Origin of the sequence: Halanaerobium kushneri (genome assembly GCF_900156285.1) — a bacterium.
GTDB lineage: Bacteria > Bacillota > Halanaerobiia > Halanaerobiales > Halanaerobiaceae > Halanaerobium > Halanaerobium kushneri.
Map to the genome: position 1 here is coordinate 32,062 of NZ_FTNC01000012.1, position 21,736 is coordinate 53,797.

Sequence of the window (21,736 nt, forward strand, 5' to 3'; positions counted from 1 at the left end):
TTTTGATGCAAAGTACTGAAAAAGTTATGGAAAAAATGTATGATAAACTTGATAATTTTTTGAAGACTGAAACAGTTGTTGGAGAAATAATTGAGGTAGGAGAAGTAAAGTTAATTCCAATAATAACTGCTTCCTTTGGTCTTGGTGGAGGTATTGGGGAAGAAGATAAATCGGGCGGCGGTGGGGGTGGAGTTGGCTGTAAGATTTCGCCTGATGCAATCCTGGTTATTAGAGGCAGTGAAGTAGAAATGATGCCCGTAAAAAATAAAAATTCACTTGATAAATTAATAGAAAAAGTTCCTTCCTTAATTGAAAAAATTGAAGCAGCTAAAGAGAAAAAAGAAAGCACAAAGGAAGAAGCTGAAAAAGATCAATAATTTATAAAATATAATTATTCTAACTGTATTAAACTGTATTAAAGTCCTGAGTTAATTAACTCAGGACTTTAAAATACTTAATAATTTAAATTTTTAATGACATTATCCGACTCTGCTGCCAGAGCATCCATTTCCGCTTTAGTTAAATCAAAATCTGATGCTTCAGCATTTTCTCGGGCCTGCTTTTCAGTTTTTGCTCCAACTAAGGCTGTAGTTATTCCAGCTCTATTAATTGCCCAGTTAATTGCTACCTGAGCAGGAGATTGATTGTGAGCAGTAGCAATTTCTTCAAGTAAACTGATTAAACTTCGAGTCTGAGGCCAGTTTTCTTCTCTAAAAAAGGGATAAAATCCAGCTCTGTTATCTTTTTCATCTTCAAACTCCGGTCTTTCTTGATATTTTCCGCTTAATATACCGCCTCCAAGAGTCCCATAACTCAAGGAACCAAAATTATTCTCAACTAAATAGGGTAATATCTCTGCTTCAACATCCCTTTTTAAAAGCGAGTACTGTGGCTGCAGTGATATTATATCAGTCATTTCAGAAATATCTTCAATCAATTCTATTCCAAAATTACAGACACCCAGATACTTAAATTTACCTTCCTTTTTTAACTTTAAAAGTTCTTCAACACTTTCTTCTAAAGGAGTATCTGGATCCGGCCAGTGAATCTGATAAAGATCAATCTGTTCTACATTTAATCTTGTCAATGAAGCTTCCATTTCTTTTCTGATTCTTTTTGGACTTAAATCTCTAACATATTTTGAGCCATCACGATGAGTTCCGCACTTTGTGGCAATAACTACTTTATCTCTTATTCCCTCAATTGCTCTCCCAACAACTTTTTCAGCGTGTCCTGCCCCATAAGCTGGAGCAGTATCAATCAAAGTAATTCCCGCTTCCACAGCAGCTCGGATGGCTTTAATCGACTGCTGATCTTCAACTTTACCAAATGTGTCATTACCATAAGCCCAGGTTCCCAGACCAACTGCAGAAACTTTCAAATTAGAGTTTCCAAGATATCTGTATTTCATTATTTACCTCCTCTTAAAATCTTGATTACAAGCTATTAAATTTTAAACTAATAAATAATTGACTTTTAAAGACATTATTTTAAAGTTTCAGCATTCACACTGCTGTAATTATCCAAAAACACCTTTAGTTTTTCTAAAATATAATCCAGACTTTCTTTTTTATCACATTCAACATTTAAAACTAAAACCGGATCATGCAGTGACATTCTCAATAAAAACCAGTCATTATCACCACAGTTTACTCTAACCCCCTGATAGTTTTTAGGTGCGATTACCCAGTTATCTATATCCTGAATGTAATCTTTTAAATCTCTAAGAATCTGCTGTCCATATTCCTTAAAATCATCAAGCTGGATTGTCATTCTATATTCCTCTTTAATTTCTGCTTCACTAAGCTCTGAAATAAGATCCCCGATCTTTCTGCTTTCTTCCGCTTTTAAATTAGCCATTTTAATCAGAACTTTTGCTACCAGATAGGCACCATCATCAAGAAAATAATTTTCTTTAAAAGCTGCATGACCGGAAGTTTCTATAGCAAGTGGTGCCTTAATACCTTCACTTTCCAGCCTTTTGGCTTCATTAATCACATTTTTATATCCCCTCTTAAAGCGGTGGTGAACTCCTCCCAGCTTATTTTCAATAAAATCTTTAAGACCAACTGAAGTTACAGAGTCGGTAACAATAGTTGCACCTGGATTTTTTTCTAAAACTATAGCTGCAGCCAGTGCTATTAATTTATTCCGGTTGATTTCCTGACCACTGCTGTCTACTACCGCTGCTCTATCAACATCAGTATCAAAAATAATTCCTAAATCAGCTTCATTTGCAAGCACAGTCTGCTGAATTGAATGCATTGCCTCTTTATCTTCAGGATTAGGCGCATGATTAGGAAAATTACCATCAGGCTCCAAAAATTTACTACCTTCAGTATCCGCACCCAGACTTTTAAGAATTTTGTCAGTAAAAAATCCACCCGAACCATTTCCTGCATCCACTACAATTTTAAAATCAGCAAGGGGTTGTTTTTGGTCAACCTTCGGGCTTAGATTTTTGCGAATAATACTTTTTATATGTTCAGCATAATCAGATATTAAATCAATTTCATTTATTTCTTCAGGATTTGTAGCTTTACTGTTTAAAAATTCACTTTCTCTCTCAGCTGCCAGGTTAAGAATTTCAATAACATTTTCTTTTTCCAACCCTCCCTTACGAGTAAAAAACTTAAATCCATTTTTATCATAGGGCAAATGGCTGGCTGTAATCATTATTGCTCCATCATACTGATGACCATCTAATAAAGTTGACATAAACATTGCAGGAGTAGAAGCCAAACCGGTACTATAAACTCTGGCTCCCGCCAATTCCATCCCACAGGCAAGAGCATCTTTAAGCTTTTCGGCACTCAACCTGGAGTCATGACCGATTGCTACTTTAAGCTTCTGCTGTTTTTGATCTAAATTATCTTTAAGCCAGCTGACAAAAGAAAATCCTATTCCCACTGCCACTTCTGCAGTTAAATTAGCTTCTTCATTTTCGGTCGCAATTGCCTTACCTCTTACATCAGTACCACTAAGTAATTTTTTCCAGTTAATATTTGACATTATAATCACTCCAGTTTAATTTTTTTTCTTTTCTTGATTGTCAGATCAACTTATTTGTTAACTACCTATCTGCTCTTAAAAAGTCTGCAAAAGAGAAAAATTAACGATCAAAAAGTTCGCGATATCTGATATTCACTCAAGGGTCTATTTAAAAGGAAACCCTGTAAATAATCACAATTATGGTCTTCTAAATAATGAAGTTGTTCTACAGTTTCCACACCTTCCGCAATAACCCTGATTCCCCACTGATGAGCCATCTCAATTATTGGAGGGACCATCATCTTCTCACTTTCCTGGGTTTGAGAAATTAAATCGATAAATACCTTGTCAATCTTTAAAATATCAAGTGGAATATGCTGCAAATAACTCAAAGAAGCATAGCCAGTTCCAAAATCATCCATTGCAATACTAATTCCCAGTTCTTTTAATTTATATAAAACATCAATTACATATTCCTGATCAGAAATAAAAAGTGATTCGGTTATTTCAAATTCAAGTTTAAATCCTTCAATTTTTTCCTGACTTATAATTTCTGTAATCTGCTCGATAAAATGAGGATCTGTTAGCTGAACAACAGAAATATTGATTGAGAGAACCGGTTCATCTTTAAATCTACCATTGAGAGATCTAAATTTATTAATGGAAGTTTTTATGACCCATTCTCCAATCTCTTTAATCAAACCTGTTTTTTCGGCAATCGGAATAAAACGTCCTGGACTAATTGTCCCCTGTTCTGGAGAATGCCATCTGATTAATGTTTCGAAACCTCTCAACTTTTCTCCATCGATTTGATACTGAGGTTGAAATAATAAATGAAATTCTTCATCTTTAATTGCTTTTTTAAGAGAATCTTCCATCTGTACTCCGGCTACAACGTCTTTTTCCATATTTCTGGCAAAAAACTCGATTTCTTTATCAATACTAGTTTTAGCCTTATAGATAGCTATATCAGCACTTCTAATAATTTCTTTACTGTTTTTGCCATCTTTAGGATAAGATGAAACACCAAAATTACTGTTTAAAGTAATTTCTCTACCTTCACATCTGTATGGTCTTTCAAGTTCTCTTTTTATTTTTCTAATATATCTTTTTAAATTTTTTTCGGACAATTCTCGCTGAACAATTACAGCAAATTCGTCTCCACCCAATCGAGCTGGAAGATCATTTTCATCCAGACACTTTTGAAGTCTAAAAGCTATTTCCTGTAAAATATAATCTCCAGTTTCATAACCCCAGGAATCATTAATTTTTTTAAAGTTTTTAAAATCCACAAATATTAATTTATAATTAATTTTTTCAGTTTCTGACATAGAAGAAAGATAGTCAAGTCTTTCAATTAGCATTTCTCTATTAGCTATTTCTGTTAAATTATCATAATAAGCCATATATTGCAGCTTTTTCTTTTCTTTTTTTAACTGGTTGACTCTTAAATTTATTTCCTGCTGATAATCAAAAATCAAATACATAATAATCAGGATTGTCAAATACCCGATCAGAGCTGGTAAAAGAAAGATTGATTTTTTAATAATCATTACTGTGGCAAAGGAAAAAACAGAAAAAACATTTAAAATCAGTGCAGAAATAAAACCTCCCGCAGCAAAATTAAAGGTTAAATAAAGTAATATAATTATTTGTAGCTGGACAATTATTCCCCGCAGTGTATCTGCAGAAAGTGCAAAATTGTTTAAATTTATAGAATTACTGAGTATTAAAAAAATTGCAAAGAAAATATATAAAACATTTAAAATGATTAGGAGTTTATCATTTATATAATTATTGATTTTTATCTCTTTGATTTCATCTTTTAAAAAACTCCTCAAAGATCTTTTTGTCATCTTCTAACCTACCTTTATTATTAATATTATACATGTTATAGTATATCGAATCCTGCTCTTTAAATCAATAAAAATTAATCATAAAATTTTTCCAATAAAAAAATCCCCTTTAGAAAAATATTACAACTAAATTCTAAAGAGGATAAAACTAAAAATATTATATTACAAACTTTTTCAGTCTATAAATTTAACAAATTACAGGATATTAATCAATTTCCTTAAATAAATTAACCATTTCGATCAAAGAAACTGCTGCATCATAACCTTTATTGCCGGCTTTCGTACCTGCTCGAGAAATCGCCTGCTCAATTGTATCTGTTGTCAGCACACCAAAAATCACCGGTTTTTCTGTATCCAGTCCCGCCTTAGCAACTCCTTTTGCAACCTCTGCTGCTACATAATCAAAATGAGGAGTTTCACCTCTAATAACTGCTCCCAGTGCAATTACCCCGTCATAATCTTTTTGGGCAGCTAACTTCTTTGCAGTCAGAGGGATTTCAAATGCTCCTGGAACCCAGGCTACATCAATATGATTTTCATCAATTCCATGTCTTTTTAAAGCATCAACTGCCCCTTCAAGCAATTTACCGGAAATAAATTCATTAAATCTGCCAACAACAATTGCTGTTTTCATTCCCTGCGCATTTAATTTTCCTTCAAATTTTTTCATATTTTATCATTCTCCTTTTGTGAATAGTTTCTTCTAAATTGGTAAAATAATTACCTATAAATCCAGAAGGTGACCCATCTTATCTTTTTTTACCTTAAGATAAAACTCGTTTTCTTGGTTAGGATCAATTTCTAATGGTACTCTCTCAGTTACTTTGAGACCATAACCTTCAAGCCCCACAATTTTAGTTGGATTATTTGTCAGCAGACGGATAGTTGAAAGTCCCAGTTCAGAAAGAATCTGAGCTCCGATACCATAATCTCTTAAATCCGGGTCAAAGCCGAGAGCCACATTGGCTTCTACAGTATCCATCCCCTGATCTTGAAGTTGATAGGCTTTAATTTTATTGGCAAGTCCAATACCGCGTCCTTCCTGCCTCATATATAATACAACTCCTCTACCTTCCGTTTCAATTAACTTTAAGGCTGCTGCCAGCTGTTCACCACAGTCGCACCTTCTGGAAGCAAAGATATCTCCTGTAATACACTGAGAATGTACTCGAACCAGAACATTTTTTTTATTTCTTATATCACCTTTAATAATTGCAATATGCTCTTTATCATCAACTCTGGTAGTAAATACTTTGATTCTGAATTCACCAAAGTCTGTGGGCAGTTTGGCTTCAGCGGCCATTTCAATTAGCTTATCTTTTTCTTTTCTATATTTAATTAAGTCTTCAATGGAAATTAACTTTAAATTATGTTTTTTAGCAAATTTCTTTAGATAAGGCAGACGCCCCATCTCTCCATCTTCCTTGATAATCTCACAGATTACACCTGCAGGCTTTAACCCTGCCAGTCTGGCCAGATCAACTGCTGCTTCAGTGTGACCGGCTCTTCTTAAAACTCCGCCTTTTTTAGCAATTAAGGGGAACACATGGCCCGGACGCATAAAATCATCTGCTTTTACACTGGATCTGACAAGCTGCTGAATTGTATGGGCTCTTTCCTGAGCTGAAATGCCTGTTGTAACATCTTTATGATCAACAGAAACTGTAAAAGCAGTACCGTGTGTTTCGGTATTATTTTCTACCATCATTGGTAAACCAAGGCTATCAACTGTCTCTTTTTCCAATGGAGTACAGACTAAGCCCCTGGCTTCTTTGATCATAAAATTAATGGCCTCTTTATCAACTTTCTCTGCTGCCATTAATAAATCACCCTCATTTTCTCGGTCTTCATCGTCAACTACCACTATCATTTTACCAGCCTTAATATCTTCTACTGCAGCCTCTATTTTATCCATTTCAATTCTCCTTTCGGACAAATATTTGCTTTTATTATTTCTATGCTTTTACTATTTCTATAAAGATTAATTGTTTTATTGATAATTTTAAAAATTAGAAAAAACCATTTTCAGCTAAGAATTCTGCTGATATTTTTGACTTTTCATCTTTTTGATTGCTGATATTTCCAAGCAATTTATAAACATATTTTCCCAGCATATCTGTTTCAATATTGACACTGTCACCTGGATCCAGCTGAGAGAGATTTGTCTGAGACCAACTTTCCGGGATTAGCGAAATTTTTAAAATACCACTTTTGATCTCCATCACTGTCAGACTGACTCCATTTATAGCCACAGAACCTTTATCTACAATAAATTTTTCAAGCTGCTCATTAACTTGCAGATTGATAATTTTTGCATTAGCTTCACTTTTTATTGATCTGACAGCAGCAGTACTGTCGACATGACCGGTAACAAAATGACCACCAATAAAGTCATCCGGTTTTAAAGATTGTTCTAAATTTACAGCTTCAGACTGTTTTAAATCACCTAAATTAGTAGCCTTAAGAGTCTCCGGCATAACATCCGCTCTAAAATAATCCTGACCAAAATCAACAACTGTCAGGCAGACACCATTAACAGCAATGCTATCCCCTTTTTTAATATTATTTAAAACTTTATCTGCCTTAATTTCCAGCTGATAGCTGCCACTGCCTTTAAATCTGCGCAAAAAATATCCTTTTTCCTGAATGATTCCAGTAAACAATAGTTACACCTCCCGTTAAATGAGATTAACCATAATTAGTTTTCCTTCTGATCGTGCATCTTTTCGGCTATAAATAATAGATTATCTCCCAAATTTTTCTGTTCAATTATCTTAAGCTCTACTGCATCTGCCATCATTTTTGGGCCACTGCCCCAAAAGGCAGCAATTCCATCACTGCCTCCATAAATTTTGGGAGCAATAAAATAATAAAATTTATCCACCAGCTTTTCTTTTAGAAAAGTATGACTCAATCTGGCTCCTCCTTCAACTAAAATACTGCTAATTTTATGGTCATGCAGAGTTTGCAAGAGATCTTTGAGTCTAAAATAATTATCAGCTCCGGTTTTAAAACTCATTACCTGGACTTTCTCTTTTTGGGCTAAAATTTCTTTTTTTTCAAGAGCCTCGACAGCTCTGGCAGGAGGAAAATTTTCGGCACAGATAATTAAAGTATCTGCTCTGGATTTCTGGTTGATAACTCGGGCATCCATTGGAATATCAAGCATTGGATCCAGGATTATTCTAAGTGGATCAATTCCATTCTTTGCCTCCAGTCTGGCAGTTAAAGAAGGATTATCAGCCAGAACTGTCCCAATTCCAACCATAATTGCATCGACCCGATGCCTTAGTCGGTGACCTTCCAGTCTGGCTCTGGAATTAGTTATCCATTTGGAATCTCCAGTACTGCTTGCTATATAACCATCAAGAGTCTGAGCTTTTTTTAAATAAACAAAAGGATAGTCACTTTGAATATATTTCAAAAAACTTTCATTTAGTCTTTGAGCTTTCTCTTCTAATAGTCCTACTTCAACTTTAATTCCTGCTTCTCTTAACATTTTTATTCCTCTACCAGCAACTTCAGGATTGGGATCAATCATGGCAATTACAGCCCTTTTTATCCCTGAATCAATAAGCTTTTGAGCACAGGGAGGTGTTTTACCGTAATGACTGCAGGGTTCCAGATTGACATAGATATCTGCTCCGGCTGCTGCACCTCCTGCAGCTTGAAGTGCATAAACTTCAGCATGAGGACCACCATATTTATGATGAAAACCCTCCCCAATAATTTCTCCATTTTTAACCACAACAGCACCTACCATAGGATTGGGCGAAGTGCTACCCTCTCCCTGCCGGGCAAGATTTAAAGCTCTTGCCATGTATTTTTGATCATCAATCGAAAAATCTTGCATTTTATACCCCCAGTCTTCTAAAATTTTTTCATTTTAGTAGTTATTATTAATCTTTTCTTTCTAATAAACATCCTTTAAAAAAGAAAAAGTCCCTCCAGTACTGGAAGGACTTAATAATCAAAAATACCTAAACTAAATTTATCAAAATATAATTTTGCCCACTAATGAACAAATTTGCCCATTATTAAACAAAATAAATTAGATTAATAAATTTATAATCTAACTCCCTTCCAGACTTTACTGTCGGTTCTGCATTTCATCAGATCAATCCCAAATGGACTTGTGGACTTTTACCACCGGTAGGGAATTTCACCCATCCTCGTTAGTTATATTCAATTTTCTATTTATATTTTAGCATTTTAAAGTTGAGTTGTAAAGTTAAACTTTATTCAAACTTCAAATTATCCAGGCTTCCCCAGCTTTCAATATAATAATAACCTTCATCATCCTGTTTAAAACTATCTCCATATAAAAGTTGGGCAAAAAGCAGTAACTGTTCTACAGATTGATTTTTGGACTTGAATTTAAGCAGCGAATTACTAATATATGGAATTTCATTATTCAAATTAAATTCAGCATTTAAATCGGCATCAATTAAATTTGATTTTAAGTTTAATTGACTTTTACCCTGAGGATGACTGTAATTCTGTTGATAATTCAGGGAATCAATATTGAGCTGAAATTGTTTGTTCTGAGCTAAAATACCAAAACTGCTTTCATTAACTCTTTGACTTAAATTTTCCTGCAGGCCCAGCTGAAAATCACTCAAATCAAAATCCAGATCAAATTTCTGGAACTGATAACTGCTGTTTTTAGAGTTTAAATACATTTCAAAATCAGAATCGAGATTTAGCTCCGCAAACGAAAATTTATTAAAAAAATCATTTTTAGAAATATTTAAAAACTCGCCATTTAGAGCAAGACTATAATTGCTTTTTAATTCCTGGAGGACAATTTTTTCTGCTTGATCACTGTAAATAACAATTTCCTCAAAATCAGCTGCTGTTTTATTTGAAGTATCTTCTGCTCTTTGATTTTTACTGTCTTCTGCCTTGGTTTCAAGATTGGTGGCACCAGTATCATTTAGTCTTCTTTCGATAACAGTCTCAAAATTAAGCTCATAATCAATAAACTCATTTTTAAGCATAAAATCATTTATCAGCAGCCTATTGTTCTGACTCTGATAATCTGCTGCAAAAGCAAAATTGTTAAAAGTAGAAATTTGTTCCCAGTTGTTTTTATCAATTCCATAACTACGGTAAAAAGGATAATCATAATTTAATTCTTCACTTAAAACTGTCAACTTATGATCATTTTTTATAAGTTCCAGCGGTTTTTTTAAATCTTCAGAGTTAAACCCCCCCTGATAGCTGAGTTCAGTATTAAAAAAGTCAAAGTGGTTATTCCGCTGTAGGTCATAAAAACTAAACTTATCTATGTCAGCTTTAATATCTTTTTTTGTCAAAAATTCTCTTTCTTTTATATAATTAAATATTTGCTGCCAGCTAAATTCTATTTTTGCTCCGTTAATTTCATAGCTTTGCTCATTATTTTTTAATAAACTCAGAGTATCAATATCCACCCTTCTTAAAAGAGGATTAGATTTAATACTTAAGTAGCGGAGCTGATAGTTATTTTCTGCAGCAATCTCTTCAATCTCATTCTCCAAATCACTGGTCAGTCTGTGACCTAAAAAATAATTTAAAGAAAATACTCCTGCCGCAATTAAAAGTAGTAATAAAAGATAAACCGAGGCCTTTTTCAGGAATTTTTTCATATTTTGCCCCTTTCTTTAAATTCTTATAATATTTTTACGAAAATTCTATTAATATTATAACATAAACTTAAGTAAATAAAAATCTCCTCAGACATTAATTTGCAGCTAAGGAGTTTTATATTATTCACTTAAAAATCTATTCATTACTTCCTGCATATAATTAATTGTATTATTCAAACGCTCTTTTTCCTTCTCTGGAAGCTCAACATTTAAATCACCTGTGCTTTTTTTATAGGAAATTTTTTCAAACTCACTTTCTTCTTCTGGACCAGCTGGAACTCTAATAAAAAGCTGATCTTTATAAATGATCTGAGGTATCTCATGTAAAAAAAACAGCGGATTTTCAATTTCTTTTAAAAGAGATACTCCTAAAAAACCTTCTGGTTTTTCCTGATAACCCATGATGTCAAGAATTGTAGGTGCAATATCAGTATGAGTGCCGCTTTTTTTGATTACTTCTGGTTCAATATCCTGATGGTAAATAAAAAGTGGTATCTGCTCAGGTTCTTTAATGTTTCTGTTGTTTGCAAAATTGTCACCCGATTTATACTCCTCTCGATTAATGTCAGCTACATGATCAGAATAAATAACAAAGAGGGTGTCCTCCATCATAGAATTTGCTTTAATTTTTTTAAAAAACATCTCCAGTGAATGATCAACAAAATGCATGGAATTAAAATAATCTCTGACTATTGTGGTTTCAATATCTGAGAACTCTTTTACTTTATATTCTTCTGGATAAAAAGTAAAGGGGGTATGACTGGTCACCGTAATAAAAACTGATAAAAATGGTTCTTTTGCCTGGTCTAGATAATCAATTGACTGGTCAAAAAGATCATAATCATTAATTCCTAAATAGGTATCTTCACCAATGACAGCCTCACTAACAGAAAAATCTTCTCGACTGTAAAAACGGTCAAAACCCATTTCTAAATATCCCTTATCCCGGTAGAAAAAACCTTCTTTATTCCCGTGAAAAGCATAGGTGTTATAACCATCCTGACGAAGAACATTAACTATCGTATTAAATTCACGCATGTCATTACTTCTAAAAGTATAATTTCTATTAATTGGGTAAAGTGAGGTAAAGAAAGAAAATTCGGCATCAAAACTTCCATTAATATGATGTGCATAAATATCAGAAAAATATTTAGACTTATCTTTTAACTTATTTAAAAAGGGAGTTACTTCCTGACCATTGTATTTATAATCAATAAGTTTAGCGTCCAGTGATTCCAGCTGAATAATAATTACATTTTTAATATTATCCAGCTCTGCTTCACTGCTTAATTCCTTTTCTGTTTCCACTTTTCTCAGATCAATTTCCAGATCTTTATTAGAGATTTCTCTGGACCGCTGACTCTTATGTTTCAGTTCCTGATATTCTGCCAGATAAAGAGGAATAATTCCATAGACATTAACAAAAGCAGGCGTACTGTGATTAAAAAGTTCCATTAAACTGTCAGCTGGAAATAAACTATAGCTGTAGATAAGCTGAGTAAAAAAAAGTATTATTATTAAAAGTACTAAAATAAAATTATTCTTTAGTAAATTTTTTCTGCTAAATTCTGATTTTTTTAAAATTGGAGTTTCGGCTTTTGATTTTACAGTTAAATATATTAAAATTGGGATATCAAAGATAAAAAAAGGATCAAGCTTCCAATTAATTAAATGTCTGGTCAATACTCTAAATGGTCTAATACCCTGTCCCATTATCATATCAGTCAGACTCAGATAATTACCAAAATAACGATTATAATATAAATTAGCTATAAATAGAAAAGAAAAAATAAGATAAGTGACAAGTGTTATAATTTTTCTTCTTTTATTTTTCAATATAATACCAGAAAGCAAGATGAAAGCCATAAAAATAATCAGATTTTTTAAAAGTAATATTTTTAGAGACGGCACATTAAAAATATACCAGTTAAAATAGTTATATTTTATTAAAAAACCAATTAAGAGAAAAATAAAAAATAATTTGTCCCTTTTTCGAAACTTGAGACTGCTGAACATTTTAGTCCCTCCTTAAGAAAAAAACTTCCCCTGATATTTAATTATAACAGAGAAAGTTTTGCAGAATTCCTAGCTAACTATATCTTAAACTATTTATTGATAATTATCAATAAATAGTTTTTTAAATCCTGGGAAGAGACATCTCTACAGTTTATTTTAACATACCCCGATAAATACTCTTTCCACTACCTTTAATAACCTGAGCCGAACATGTTTTTTGGTAATAATCTACTGGTCCGGCATCTCCAATCACTGCATAGGCATAGCCATCTTCTTTTAAGGCTTCCATAGATTTCAATAAAAGTGAAGTTCCAATTCCTTTTTTACGGGCTTTTTCGCCAACTCCTGTTGGACCAAAAAAACCTTTTGCACTGGTGTCGTAACAGGCAAATCCGAGAAGCTCCCCTTCTTTAACCGCAATAAATATTTTTGCAGGACTGGCTGACATTGCAATATCAGCCTCAGAAACCCAAGTCTCTGAAAAGTTTTCTCTAATCCAGCTTAAAATATAGTTTTTTTCAGGTGGAATGGCTCTTCTTATTACAACCTCATCATCTTTTAAAGATTTTAGCGGATTTTCTAAAGCTTCTAAATCATATAATTTAACCAACATATCTGACATAAAAATTTATCCTCCTATTTGTTGTTATTATCTTTGCGCAAAATCATTTCTTCAAGACTACCACCGGCCGAAACCATGGGAAAGACATTCTCCTCTTCCTCAATCATAAAGTTGAGAATATAACTCTCATTTGCCTTAATGGCATTTTTTAATGCATTTTTAATTTGACTGCGTTCAGTTACTGTTTCTCCTTTAATTCCATATCCTTTTGCTACCTGAATAAAATCTGGTATCATTTCCGGACAATCCTGACCAGGAGCAGAACAATGGGGTGGACAGTTCTCCTGACGTCGGAGACAGGTTGCAGAATATCGCTTATCGTAAAATAATTCCTGCCACTGACGCACCATTCCCAGATACTGATTATTAAAAAGTATAATTTTAACTGCTACTCTATTTTTAGCAGCAGTTGCCAGTTCCTGAATATTCATCTGAAAACTGCCATCACCAACCAGGGCAAAAACATCCCGATCGGGATTGGCCAGTTTGGCACCGATTGCTGCCGGAAAACCATATCCCATTGTTCCCAGACCTCCAGAACTAATAAAAGTTCTGGGTTTAGAATATTTATAATATTGAGCAGCCCACATCTGATGTTGGCCTACTCCCGCCGTTATAATAGCATTTCCCTCTGTTAGCTGATATAAAGTTTCTATTATCTCTGAGGGAAGTAATTTCTCTGCCTTTTTTGGATCAGCCGGCTGATCAATTTTTCTCCATTCTTCAATTTCTTTAAGCCATCCCGGTCTTTTTACTTCCCTGATCCGGGGGAGAAGTTCTTCCAATGCCATTTTAACATCAGCTGTAATTGGAACTTTAGTTTTAACAATTTTAGCAATTTCTGCTGGATCAATATCAATATGAATAACATCTGCATTAACGGCAAAATCTTCTAATTTGCCAGTTACCCGATCATCAAAACGGGCACCTAAAGCAATTATCAAATCTGAATTTGAAATTGCCAGATTAGCTTCAGTCGTTCCATGCATCCCAAGCATTCCCAGAGAAAGATATGAATTTTCATCAAAAATACCAATTCCATTTAAGGTTGTTGTGACAGGAATTTCTGCTCTCTGAGCCAGCTCTTTAATCTCTTGATCAGCACCAGAAATTATACTACCTCCTCCAGCATAAATTACTGGCTTAACCGCTTGATTAATTAATTCGGCTGCTCTTTTTAACTGCAGTTTATTGGCCCGATAAGTTGGGCTGTATCCGGGTAAATCAACCTGGGCAGGATAGTTAAATTTCGCTTTAGCTTTTAAAATATTTGAAGGTATATCGACCAGAACCGGACCCGGCCTTCCTGTTGAAGCAATATGAAAAGCTTCTTTTATTACTCGCGCCAGATCCTCTACATCATTGACAATATAATTATTTTTAGTAATTGGCATCGTAATACCCTTTATATCAGCCTCTTGAAAACCATCTGTACCAATCATGGTATTTGGAACCTGCCCTGTAAAAGCTACCAGAGGAACCGAATCCATATTAGCTGTAGCCAGCGCAGTTACCATATTGGCTGCTCCAGGTCCTGAGGTTGCTATACAAACACCAGTTTTCCCACTCGAACGGGCATAGCCATCCGCTGCATGTACTCCTCCCTGCTCGTGATGGGGCATAATATGCCTAATTTTTGAATCGTAGAGTTTATCATATATATCAATTACTTTAGCACCAATATAACCAAATACTGTATCTACACCCTCTGCTTCCAGTGACTTTACAAAGATTTCTGCTCCTGTTATCCTATCATTTTCCTTAATGCTCATACTGCTCACTCCTCTTTGAAATACAAAATTATAAAATAAATGTTATAAAAAATAATCTAATAAAGAAAAAACTCTCATCTCAACTAATAGCTAAACTATTAATCGGGACGAGAGTTCTCTCACGCGGTACCACCCAACTTGCTGTTTAAACAGCCTCTCAAAGTACTGAACCAAAATTAGATATAATTAATTATCAATACCTCTGCACTAGATAACGGGTGCAAAACAAACTGGATTCCGGCAGTTCCTACTTTATTCAAAACTACAGTTCAAAGGCTACAAAAATAATTTTTCTGGGACTCGGCTCTCAGCTAATCCGATTCTCTGTAACCAGTCAAAATTATTTTCCTCCCTCTCACAACTTTTAAATTATTTATTTTGTATATTATACATTAATGTTAGAAAATTGTCAAGAATCAGTCGCAAGAATATTATATCTGTATACAGGTATTTAAAATACGACTTAAAGTAATTATTTTTTTAACAAAGACTGTTATGTCGGCTCTGACGTGCTTTATTTTGCTAATTTCGGTTCTATTGACGAATTATTAAAAAGGCACTATACTGAAATCAGAAGTTAAAAAACGAAAATTTTAGGAGAGTGATTATAATGTCAAAGTACAGCAAAGAAGATATTTTAAAAATGGCAGAGGAAAAAAATGTTAAGTTTATTAGAATGCAGTTTACTGATATTCTGGGAATAGTAAAAAATGTTGCAATAACAGCCAAACAGCTGGAAGATGCTCTGGATAACAAAATTATGTTTGATGGTTCTTCCATTGATGGTTTTACCAGAATTCAGGAATCTGATATGTATTTAAGACCTGATTATGATACCTTTACTATTTTTCCCTGGCGTCCTGAAGAAGGTGGAGCTGTTGCACGTTTAATCTGTGATGTTTATACTCCTGATGGCAAACCTTTTTCTGGTGGTCCCCGTAATGTTTTAAAAGAAGCTTTAAAAGAAGCTGACGAAATGGGTTTTGATATGAATGTTGGCCCCGAACCTGAATTTTTCTTATTTCAGTTAGACGAAAATGGAGATGCAACTACTAAAACTCATGATGACGGTGGTTATTTTGATCTAGGACCAATTGATAAGGGTATCAACGCCCGCCGCAGTATTGTTTTAGCTCTGGAAGAAATGGGTTTTGAAGTTGAGGCCTCACATCATGAGGTAGCTCCCGGCCAGCATGAAATTGACTTTAAATATGCTCCAGCTCTTAAAACAGCTGATAATATTGCAACATTTAAATTTGTAACAAAAGCAATTGCCCATGAACACGGTTTACATGCAACCTTTATGCCCAAACCTATTTTTGGAGAAAATGGTTCAGGAATGCATGTTCATCAGTCATTATTTAAAGATGGAGAAAACGCATTTTATGATGAAGATGATCGACTTGGTCTAAGTAAAACTGGTTATCACTATATAGGTGGCTTACTAAAACATGCTAAAGCAATGGCTGCAATTACCAATCCTTCTATAAATTCTTATAAGCGTTTAGTTCCGGGATATGAAGCTCCTGTTTATCTTTCCTGGTCAAGTGCTAACAGAAGTGCTTTAATTAGAATACCTGCAGCTCGTGGTAATGGAACCAGGGTAGAATTAAGAAATCCTGACCCAACTGCCAATCCTTACCTGGCAATTGCAGTTATGTTAAAAGCAGGTCTTGACGGAATTAAAAATGAAATTGAACCTCCAAAAGAAGTATTGGAAAATATTTATGAAATGTCATTAGAGCGAAAAAATGAACTAGGTATTGAAAGTTTACCTGGCAATATTAATGACGCTGTGAAACTTTTACTAAAAGATGAAGTTATTAAGAGTGCACTGGGCGAACATGTGATGGAGCATTTTGTAGCAGCTAAAAAAGTAGAATGGGATGAATATAGAACCCAGGTCAGCCAGTGGGAACTGGATAGTTATCTAACTAAATTTTAATTAACGCCAGACTAAATTAAAATTAGAATATTAAAGATTTGTTTTACTGAAAAATGAAATAGAGAATAGAGTATCGGAGTAATGAAATTTCTACTTTTTAAAGAGTATGAAACAAGAACTAATAACTCCCCTATAATTAATGGCCTCCCAGTTGAATATTTCCTGGGAGGTTAATGCTTTTAGATATTTATTCTCAATTTACATGTTGATAATTAATTAAATTCTTAAAATGAGGTGTTAAAATTGTTAGATAGAGATTATAAAGAAATAGAAAATAATTTAGTTGAATGGATCCAGGAAAAAGTTAATAAAGCCGGCTGTCAGGGAGCAGTAATTGGTCTATCCGGAGGAATTGATTCCTCAGTTACCTCTCTCCTCTGCCAAAAGGCTTTTCCGAATAATACCCTGGGATTAATTATGCCCTGCCAGAGTAGTCCAGAGGATCGTATTGATGCAATTAAACATGCTGAAAAATTTAATATAAAATATAAAGAAATAAATCTAAGTCAACCATATCAGCAATTTTTAGAAACTATAAATAATAGTGATTCAGAAATTAATTTAGAAAAAGCAATTAATGGTCAGCGGCAGCTGCAGGATGCCCAAGAAAATTTTAAGCTAGCTCTGGCAAATATGAAACCCCGACTTAGAATGACTCTACTTTATTTCTATGCTAATTTAAATAATTATCTAGTTGTAGGGACTGACAATCGCAGTGAACTCAAACTTGGCTATTTTACAAAATTTGGTGATGGCGGTATAGATATCGCACCCTTAGGCAATTTAGTTAAACTTGAGGTTCGTGGATTGGCTCGAGAGATGGGAATTGACCAGAAAATAATTACCAAGGCACCTTCGGCAGGTCTCTGGGATGGACAGAGTGATGAAGATGAAATTGGCTTAAGCTATAGAGAAATTGACTACTATATTGTAGACGGAGAAGCCGAAGCAGAAACAGCCGCCAGGATAGAACAAATTTCTTCCGCTAACAGCCATAAATTAGAGCTGCCTGCAATACCAGATTTTTAATTGAATTACTGTATACTGTTATATAAACCTGAGATCACTTGCTTTTTATGTTAGTTATATATATAATCTACTCATAGTTAACATATACCTAACACGAGGAGGAAATTATTATGAGTAGTAGAGTAATGAGTAATGATATTTTTAGGGTGATTATGACGGCATTAATGATGGTAATACTATTTAGTGGGCTGGCTTTTGCCCAGGGAGATCAGGCAGCTGCCAACTCAGTTGCAATTGATACTATCTGGACTTTAATCGCGGCGTTTTTAGTTTTCTTTATGCAGGCTGGATTCGCTATGGTTGAGGCCGGTTTTACCCGAGCTAAAAATGCAGGTAATATAATTATGAAAAATATGATGGACTTTGCTTCCGGTTCTTTAGTTTACTGGGCAGTAGGATTCGCCTTTATGTTTGGAGCTGGAAATGGATTTATTGGCAATACAGGTTATTTTCTTCAGGACACATTTGCAAATTTAGGACTTGACATCCCGATTGCAGCTTTCTTCATTTTCCAGACTGTTTTTGCTGCAACTGCAGCAACTATTGTTTCAGGTGCAATGGCTGAAAGAACTAACTTTTCTGGCTACTTAGCTTACAGTGTTGTGATTACTGCATTTATTTATCCTGTTGTAGGACACTGGATCTGGGGTGGCGGCTGGTTAGCAGAAATGGGCCTTGTTGATTTCGCCGGTTCTACTGTTGTTCATTCAGTTGGTGGCTGGGCTGCTTTAGCGGGAGCAATTGTTCTGGGACCCAGAATTGGTAAGTATAATAAAGATGGTAGCGCGAATGCTCTTCCAGGACACAACCTTTTAATGGCTGCTCTGGGTGTCTTTATTCTCTGGTTTGGCTGGTTTGGATTTAATCCTGGTTCTACTGTAGCTGGTACCGATTTGTCCATCGCCTCAATTGCAGTAACAACTAATCTGGCGGCTGCTGCAGGTGCAGTTATGGCAATGATAGTCAGCTGGATTAAATATGGCAAAGCTGATGTTAGTATGACTCTAAATGGCGCTTTAGCTGGTCTGGTGGGTATTACAGCCGGTACTGCAGCTGTTGGAAACCTATCCGCTATTATCATTGGAGGAATTGCTGGTATTATCGTTATTTACTCGGTTGAGTTTTTTGATAAATTACAGATTGATGATCCTGTTGGAGCTGTTTCTGTCCACGGTGTCTGTGGGGCTTTTGGAACAATCGCAGTTGGGTTTTTTGCTACAGAAGGCGGACTCTTATTTGGAGGCGGATTTGATTTATTAATTACCCAGATTATTGGTGTTGGCGCTGTTTTCTTCTGGGCCTTTGGACTGGGATTTGTACTTTTTAAAGTAATTGATTCAGTTATCGGACTGAGAGTATCCGAAGAAGATGAGATCGAAGGTCTTGATTATTCAGAACATGGTGCAGAATCGTATCCGGACTTTATGGTTAATATTAAAGCTCAAAATTAAAGGAGGAAGCTAAAATGAAACGAATCGAAGCGATTATTAGACCTGATAAAACAGATCGATTAATTGACAGACTTGAGGAAATAGGAATTAGTGGTTTAAACATTACTGAAATTAAAGGTTATGGAGCTCAAAAAGGACATTCCGAAACCTACCGGGGTGTAACTTACCGAATTAGACTCCGTAAAAAAATAAAGGTAGAAATAATTGTTGAATATACAGATGTAGATAGAATTGTTGAAGCGATTAAAGAAGCTGTACAAACCGGGGAAGTTGGAGATGGAAAAATCTTTATTTCTGATATCGAAAACGTAATTAGAATTAGAACCGGCGAAGAAGGTGCAGTAGCTCTTTAATTAAATTTGATAATATTATTAAACTATCACATAAATAATATTATACTACAAGAAAAACCTGTCCGATTGATTTTCCTTCTCTCGGCAGGTTTTTCTTCATTTATTATAAAAATTTTACTCTGACATAAGTTCAATAAATTGCTCTGCCAGTTCCGGATCAAACTGGCTTCCGGCTTTATTCTGAATTTCTCTCAGAGCTTCTTTTTTAGAAACTGATTCTTTGTATACCTGATCAGTAGTCATTACATCATAGGCATCAACAATTGCTATGATTCTAGCAAGTAGGGGAATCTCTTTTCCTTTGAGACCGCGCGGGTAACCACTTCCATCCCAATTTTCGTGATGAGATAAAACCTCTTCGGAAATATGAGAAAATTCCTCAGTTGCATTTAAAACCCGATGGCCGACTGCTGGATGGGTCTGAATTTCCTTCCATTCAGCTGCTGTCAACTGATCTTTTTTATTTAATATTTTTTCTGGAATTACCGTCTTTCCTATATCATGTAATTTAGCAATAAGAGTTAACTTATTAATTTCAGTCTGACTCAAAGCAATTTTTTGAGCAAGTTTACAGGCTAGATCAGCCATTCTATTAGAATGACTGGAAGTTTCCTGACTTTTTTCGCTTAAAGTTTTTAAAAGGGTGTTTAAAATATTACTTTTAATACTTCTGCTCTCTGTCAGTTTATTTTTATACATCTGAGATTCAGCGTCAGTTAAAATTTCAAAAATATCCTCAAAATAATGCTTTTTTACCCCATAACCAAGAGCTGCAGAAAGTGGTAGTCTGCTGCCATCCTCAAATTCTAAAAATGTATTGGCAATTTTTTTATTAATCCGGGCTACTATATTTTTTGCTGCTTCTCCGTCAGTTTGAGGTAGCAGAATAACAAATTCATCTCCACCCCAGCGGGCAATCAAATCATTATCACGACAGCTATCTTTTAAAATGGCAGCCATTTTTTTTAGTAATCTGTCTCCCTCATTATGACCATATGTATCATTAACCAGTTTTAATCCATTTAAATCTGCCATAATCAATGAAACTGGATATTTGTTTTTCTGATTCAGATCCTGGATTTTATTTTCAAGATAGGAACGATTATAAAGATCTGTAAGACTATCATGATAACTTGCATATTTAATTTTTTCTGCATTTTGAATTTTATCAGTAATGTCACTCTGAATTGAAATAATTCCTTCTTCATTGTTGGGCAATGTTATTTTTCTTTCCTGAAGCCTGATAAATCTTTCTTCTCCTCTGCGGTTAGCTGAGGGAAGTTCATGAATCATCAGCTCCCCATTCAGAATTTTTTTAATATTTTCTCTAGCTATATGCTCCTGCTCTTCCGGAACTACAGTTTCAAAGACTGTGCTTTTTAAAAGTTCTTCTCTTGCATAGCCACTAATTTTCTCCATTGCCTTATTAACCTTTAAAATTTTCCCATTTTGATCTTCAATCATAACTCCCACAGGTAAATTATCAATTAATTCTGCATAATATTTTCTAAGACTAATATTTAAATGATTTTGATATATTATCTCCAGATCACTTTCAATCAAATTTTTTATAAACCCAAGCTGTTTTTTTACTAAATCAGCAAAAAATAGCTGCTGATTTGCGTGGAGACAAACTGTACCATAAATCTCGCCCGTGGGCCATAAAATCGGATAACCCAGATAAGCAATTAAACCCTTTTCCAGATAAATTGAATTCTGCCATTTTTTTATACTGGCTGCATTGTTGATTTCGAGAGCTGTTTTCTTATCAATAACCTGATTACAATAAAGCTGTTCAACTTTAAAACGATCACCCTCAGAAAAAATATTATCTGGATTGGAACTTCCTTTTTCTATTCGCAAATATGGTTCCTGATAGCTGGTAATCAGTGCGTCCTGAGCTTCTGAAAAATCCATCAATAAATCCAACAACTGCTGCCACTGCTGCATAACAGTTTCAGCAATCTTAATATTATCAACCTTAATTTTTATTTTATCTAAAATATCCTCCATTATCCCTACCTCACATTTTAAAATTCGGTTCCCATTCCGACATAATGCTCAGTTTAAT

The 21,736-nt window shown here is 34.5% G+C and carries 17 protein-coding genes, 1 riboswitch and 1 other annotated feature; of the genes, 5 read left to right on the plus strand and 12 right to left on the minus strand.

What is annotated here, in order from left to right; all coding sequences use genetic code 11:
• The first annotated feature begins 5 nt into the window (after positions 1-5).
• A complete protein-coding gene (locus BW929_RS09235) occupies positions 6-377 on the plus strand; it encodes a GerW family sporulation protein (RefSeq protein ID WP_076545202.1) in 372 nt (123 codons plus the stop codon).
• 77 nt (positions 378-454) lie between these two features.
• Here the strand turns inward: BW929_RS09235 and BW929_RS09240 are convergent, their stop codons facing one another.
• From BW929_RS09240 to ilvB, 11 genes are all read right to left on the minus strand, one after another.
• The gene (locus tag BW929_RS09240; RefSeq protein WP_076545203.1) at positions 455-1,411 is read right to left on the minus strand and encodes an aldo/keto reductase; all 957 of its coding nucleotides are present in this window, start codon (positions 1,409-1,411) and stop codon (positions 455-457) included.
• Positions 1,412-1,485: 74 nt separating this feature from the next.
• On the minus strand, positions 1,486-3,012 hold the full coding sequence (locus tag BW929_RS09245; protein WP_084566156.1) for a phosphohexomutase domain-containing protein: 1,527 nt from the start codon (positions 3,010-3,012) through the stop codon (positions 1,486-1,488).
• A gap of 107 nt (positions 3,013-3,119) precedes the next feature.
• Positions 3,120-4,847 (minus strand): putative bifunctional diguanylate cyclase/phosphodiesterase, encoded by a 1,728-nt coding sequence (locus tag BW929_RS09250; protein ID WP_076545204.1) that lies wholly within the window; start codon positions 4,845-4,847, stop codon positions 3,120-3,122.
• Between the two features lie 205 nt (positions 4,848-5,052).
• A complete protein-coding gene (gene ribH / locus BW929_RS09255; protein WP_076545205.1) occupies positions 5,053-5,517 on the minus strand; it encodes a 6,7-dimethyl-8-ribityllumazine synthase in 465 nt (154 codons plus the stop codon).
• Between the two features lie 54 nt (positions 5,518-5,571).
• Positions 5,572-6,762 (minus strand): bifunctional 3,4-dihydroxy-2-butanone-4-phosphate synthase/GTP cyclohydrolase II, encoded by a 1,191-nt coding sequence (locus tag BW929_RS09260; protein WP_076545206.1) that lies wholly within the window; start codon positions 6,760-6,762, stop codon positions 5,572-5,574.
• Positions 6,763-6,856: 94 nt separating this feature from the next.
• Complete coding sequence (gene ribE, locus BW929_RS09265) at positions 6,857-7,510, minus strand: riboflavin synthase (RefSeq protein ID WP_076545207.1); 654 nt, start codon at positions 7,508-7,510, stop codon at positions 6,857-6,859.
• 35 nt (positions 7,511-7,545) lie between these two features.
• On the minus strand, positions 7,546-8,700 hold the full coding sequence (gene ribD, locus BW929_RS09270; protein WP_076545208.1) for a bifunctional diaminohydroxyphosphoribosylaminopyrimidine deaminase/5-amino-6-(5-phosphoribosylamino)uracil reductase RibD: 1,155 nt from the start codon (positions 8,698-8,700) through the stop codon (positions 7,546-7,548).
• 214 nt (positions 8,701-8,914) lie between these two features.
• A riboswitch (FMN riboswitch) is annotated at positions 8,915-9,031 on the minus strand.
• A 54-nt stretch (positions 9,032-9,085) separates the two neighbouring features.
• The gene (locus tag BW929_RS09275) at positions 9,086-10,477 is read right to left on the minus strand and encodes a hypothetical protein (protein ID WP_076545209.1); all 1,392 of its coding nucleotides are present in this window, start codon (positions 10,475-10,477) and stop codon (positions 9,086-9,088) included.
• Positions 10,478-10,597: 120 nt separating this feature from the next.
• Complete coding sequence (locus tag BW929_RS09280; RefSeq protein ID WP_076545210.1) at positions 10,598-12,493, minus strand: LTA synthase family protein; 1,896 nt, start codon at positions 12,491-12,493, stop codon at positions 10,598-10,600.
• 151 nt (positions 12,494-12,644) lie between these two features.
• Positions 12,645-13,115 carry a GNAT family N-acetyltransferase gene (locus BW929_RS09285; protein WP_076545211.1) on the minus strand — a complete coding sequence of 157 codons (471 nt, stop codon included), beginning with the start codon at positions 13,113-13,115 and terminating at the stop codon, positions 12,645-12,647.
• Between the two features lie 14 nt (positions 13,116-13,129).
• Entirely contained in the window at positions 13,130-14,887 is a 1,758-nt protein-coding gene (gene ilvB, locus BW929_RS09290) for a biosynthetic-type acetolactate synthase large subunit (RefSeq protein WP_076545212.1), read from the minus strand.
• Between the two features lie 100 nt (positions 14,888-14,987).
• Positions 14,988-15,255: a binding site (T-box leader), on the minus strand.
• Positions 15,256-15,497: 242 nt separating this feature from the next.
• Here ilvB and glnA point away from each other — a divergent pair.
• The 4 genes from glnA to BW929_RS09310 all read left to right on the plus strand — a co-directional run bounded on the left by glnA (position 15,498) and on the right by BW929_RS09310 (position 19,665).
• On the plus strand, positions 15,498-16,832 hold the full coding sequence (gene glnA / locus BW929_RS09295; protein ID WP_076545213.1) for a type I glutamate--ammonia ligase: 1,335 nt from the start codon (positions 15,498-15,500) through the stop codon (positions 16,830-16,832).
• A gap of 243 nt (positions 16,833-17,075) precedes the next feature.
• Positions 17,076-17,861, plus strand: coding sequence for an NAD(+) synthase (gene nadE, locus BW929_RS09300; protein WP_076545214.1), 786 nt, complete (start codon positions 17,076-17,078; stop codon positions 17,859-17,861).
• Between the two features lie 110 nt (positions 17,862-17,971).
• Positions 17,972-19,312, plus strand: a complete 1,341-nt coding sequence (locus BW929_RS09305; protein ID WP_076545215.1) for an ammonium transporter — start codon at positions 17,972-17,974, stop codon at positions 19,310-19,312.
• A gap of 14 nt (positions 19,313-19,326) precedes the next feature.
• The gene (locus BW929_RS09310) at positions 19,327-19,665 is read left to right on the plus strand and encodes a P-II family nitrogen regulator (protein WP_076545216.1); all 339 of its coding nucleotides are present in this window, start codon (positions 19,327-19,329) and stop codon (positions 19,663-19,665) included.
• Positions 19,666-19,779: 114 nt separating this feature from the next.
• On the opposite strand, the gene BW929_RS09315 is transcribed toward BW929_RS09310, so the two are convergent.
• Positions 19,780-21,678 (minus strand): HD domain-containing phosphohydrolase, encoded by a 1,899-nt coding sequence (locus BW929_RS09315; protein ID WP_076545217.1) that lies wholly within the window; start codon positions 21,676-21,678, stop codon positions 19,780-19,782.
• Positions 21,679-21,736 lie beyond the last annotated feature (58 nt).